This window comes from Acidithiobacillus sp. TH-A36, from assembly GCF_057473445.1.
On record NZ_JBYCKP010000401.1, the window covers coordinates 1 to 3,119 of the forward strand.

The following is a 3,119-nucleotide window of genomic DNA, read 5'->3' on the forward strand; positions in this document are numbered from 1 at the left end:
ATGCCGACGCCTGCCCCAATGTCATCAAGGAAATTCTGTTTCGCGCCAGTACGCGTCTGAAACTGCCCTTGACCCTGGTCGCCAATCAGCCCCTGCGTGTGCCCCAATCGGCTCACATTCGCAGCGTGGTAGTACCGGGCGGCTTTGATGTGGCCGATGATGAAATTGTGCGCTGCGTTGAAGCGGGCGATCTGGTCATTACCGCCGATATTCCCCTGGCCGCTGCCGTACTGGAGAAAAACGGCCATGCGCTCAGCCCACGCGGCGAGCGGTACTCCCCAGAAACCATCCGTGAGCGTCTACGCATCAGGGATATGATGGAGCAGCTGCGAGATTCCGGCGTGCGTACTGGCGGCCCCGCCACCCTGAGCCAAGCCGACCGGCAGGCCTTTGCGAATGCTCTGGACCGCTTATTGCCCCGCACTTGAGTGGTTCGCTCAGACAATTTATGCGCCGATGCAGATCAGTCAACAAAACAAGTCCTCATCCTCTTGCGTTAATAGACTGATAACGCTATCCTTGCGAACTTTTCCGGACAGTACCGGGTAAAACCCTTGTTGGAGGTTTGTGATGTACGCGGTCATTGAAAATGGTGGCAAGCAGTATCGGGTGACAGTGGGCGACAAGCTCCGGCTCGAAAAGATGGAAGCAGAGCCAGGTGCGGAACTCGCGCTGGACCGGGTACTGATGGTCGGCGTTGGCAGTGATGTAGTGGTCGGTCAACCGCTGGTAGCTGGTGCCGCCGTCAAGGCCACCGTGCTCAGCCAGGGACGGGCTGCCAAGGTGCATATCTTCAAGATGCGTCGGCGCAAGCATTACCGTAAACAGCAGGGACATCGTCAGTATTTTACTGAAGTCCGCATTACCGGCATTGAAGCCTAAGGAGCACAGTCATGGCACATAAGAAAGCGGGTGGCTCTTCGCGCAACGGACGCGATTCAGAATCCAAGCGGCTGGGCGTGAAGCGTTACGCCGGACAGCTGGTCATCCCCGGCAACATTATCATTCGTCAACGTGGCACCCAGTTTTATCCGGGTAGCAACGTCGGTATTGGCAAGGATCACACCCTCTTTGCTACCGCAGAAGGGGTTGTAAAATTCGAGCGCAAGGGACCGCGCCAGGTACGTACCGTCAGCGTCGTATCCGTGGCCTGAACCGGCCTCTGCGCAGAGGGACCCCGCCCCGTTTTTGCGGGAGCGGGGTTTTTTATGAAGTTTATTGATGAAGTACGCATCCATGTTGCTTCGGGTACCGGTGGACATGGTTCCCTGAGCTTTCGTCGGGAAAAATTTATCCCCTTTGGCGGTCCCGATGGCGGCGATGGTGGTCGCGGTGGCAGTGTTTTCCTTGTCGCGCAGGCCAGCCTCAATACCCTGATAGATTTTCGCTACCAGCGCCGTTACCGGGCCGAAACCGGGCATGGTGGTGCGGGGAGACAAATGACCGGGCGCGCGGGTCTGGATAAAGAAATCCACGTCCCGGTGGGTACCCTGGTCTACGATGACGACACCCGCGAATTATTGGGAGATTTGCGCGAAGACGGGGAACGTTTGCTGGTCGCTCAAGGCGGACGCGGCGGACACGGCAATTTGCATTTCAAATCCAGCATCAATCGCGCACCCCGTCAATATGAAAAAGGCACGCAGGGAGAAGAACGCAATCTTCGCCTGGAACTGCGGGTTCTGGCCGATGTTGGCCTGCTGGGCCTGCCCAATGCGGGCAAAAGCACTCTGATCAGGGCAGTCAGTGCGGCCCGCCCGAAAGTGGCAGACTACCCGTTCACCACCCTCTACCCCAATCTCGGTGTAGTCCGGGTGGCGACCCACGAATCTTTTGTTCTCGCGGATATTCCCGGCCTGATCCCCGGAGCTTCCGAAGGCGCCGGGCTAGGCACCCGTTTTCTGAAGCATCTCAGTCGTACCCGCCTGCTCCTGCACATGGTCGACATGGCTCCTGTGGATGAAAGCAACCCTGCCGGGAACATTCGCGCCCTGGAAGAAGAGCTGCTCGCTTACAGCCCCGCCCTCGCCCAGCGCCCACGCTGGCTGGTGGTCAATAAGGCCGACTTGTTCAGCGCTGAAGAAGGCGAGGCGCGTTTTCAGGCGATTCGTGCCGAGCTTTCCTGGGATGGCCCGGCATTTTTGATTTCCGCTGCCAGCGGTGCGGGCTGCAATACCCTCACCCACGCCATCTGGCAGGCACTGCCAGATCTGCCACCCGCACCTGATCCAGTACAGTCGGAAGAATGGGGCGATGAAGAGGAAGAATATCTGGAAGAGTGGGAAGGTGATGATTTGAGCGCCGACTGGGATGACGATGAATGAGCCGCGACCTTAAAAATGCCCAGCGCTGGGTCATTAAAATTGGCAGCAGCCTGCTCACCAATAATGGCCAAGGTCTGGACCTCCCTGCCATTGAGGCCTGGGTCAAACAACTGCTGGTGCTACGCCGGCATGGCCTGGACATCGTACTGGTTTCTTCCGGCGCCGTGGCAGCCGGCATGGAGCGCCTGGGCTGGACGAGCCGCCCCAATGCCCTGCACCAGCTGCAGGCGGCAGCCAGCGTCGGCCAGGCAGCACTGATTCAGGTGTATAACGAATTCCTCCGCCGGGGCGGGGTTCACGGCAGTCAGGTCCTGCTGACCCACGAAGACCTTCAGGAACGCCATCGCTATCTGAATGCGCGAGCAACCCTGCGTACGCTGCTGGAACTCGGGGTCATTCCCATCATCAATGAAAATGATGCCATTGCCAGCACCGAAATCCGTTTTGGCGACAATGATACTCTCGCTGCCATGGTTGCCAACCTGCTGGAAGCTGATTTACTGGTGATTTTGACGGACCAGGCGGGTTTGTACGACCAGGATCCCCGCAAAGCCCCTGATGCCCGTTTACTGACCGAGGTGGAGGCTGGGGATCCTGCCCTGCTGGGCATGGCCGGGGGTAGCGGCAGCGCCGTCGGCACCGGCGGAATGAGCACCAAGGTCCACGCAGCCAGCCGTGCGGCACAATCTGGTGCGGCCACCATCATCGCGCCGGGTGGCGCTGAGGATGTCTTGCTGCGCATCTGGGCGGGAGAACCTTTGGGCACCTATTTTCGGCCCGGCGTCGCCAAGCTGG

General features: G+C 59.2%; 5 protein-coding genes. All 5 read left to right on the forward strand.

Features of this window, described 5'->3' with window-relative positions; genetic code table 11:
• Positions 1 to 428, forward strand: a 428-nt coding sequence (locus tag AC2VLY_RS10410; RefSeq protein WP_486892086.1) for a YaiI/YqxD family protein, incomplete at its 5' end; no start/stop codon positions are given.
• A 142-nt stretch (positions 429 to 570) separates the two neighbouring features.
• The gene (rplU, locus tag AC2VLY_RS10415) at positions 571 to 882 is read left to right on the forward strand and encodes a 50S ribosomal protein L21 (protein WP_010641361.1); all 312 of its coding nucleotides are present in this window, start codon (positions 571 to 573) and stop codon (positions 880 to 882) included.
• An 11-nt stretch (positions 883 to 893) separates the two neighbouring features.
• On the forward strand, positions 894 to 1,154 hold the full coding sequence (rpmA, locus tag AC2VLY_RS10420) for a 50S ribosomal protein L27 (protein ID WP_010641358.1): 261 nt from the start codon (positions 894 to 896) through the stop codon (positions 1,152 to 1,154).
• 54 nt (positions 1,155 to 1,208) lie between these two features.
• Positions 1,209 to 2,324: an Obg family GTPase CgtA gene (cgtA, locus tag AC2VLY_RS10425; RefSeq protein WP_486922223.1), complete on the forward strand. Its 1,116-nt coding sequence runs from the start codon at positions 1,209 to 1,211 to the stop codon at positions 2,322 to 2,324.
• The coding region (gene proB / locus AC2VLY_RS10430; RefSeq protein ID WP_486893663.1) for a glutamate 5-kinase at positions 2,321 to 3,119 on the forward strand (799 nt) is incomplete at its 3' end. The genes cgtA and proB, both read left to right, overlap by 4 nt.

Coding starts and splice junctions, on each gene's coding strand:
- rplU (WP_010641361.1), top strand. CDS start 571: ATGTACGCGGTCATTGAAAATGGTGGCAAGCAGTATCGGGTGACAGTG.
- rpmA (WP_010641358.1), top strand. CDS start 894: ATGGCACATAAGAAAGCGGGTGGCTCTTCGCGCAACGGACGCGATTCA.
- cgtA (WP_486922223.1), top strand. CDS start 1,209: ATGAAGTTTATTGATGAAGTACGCATCCATGTTGCTTCGGGTACCGGT.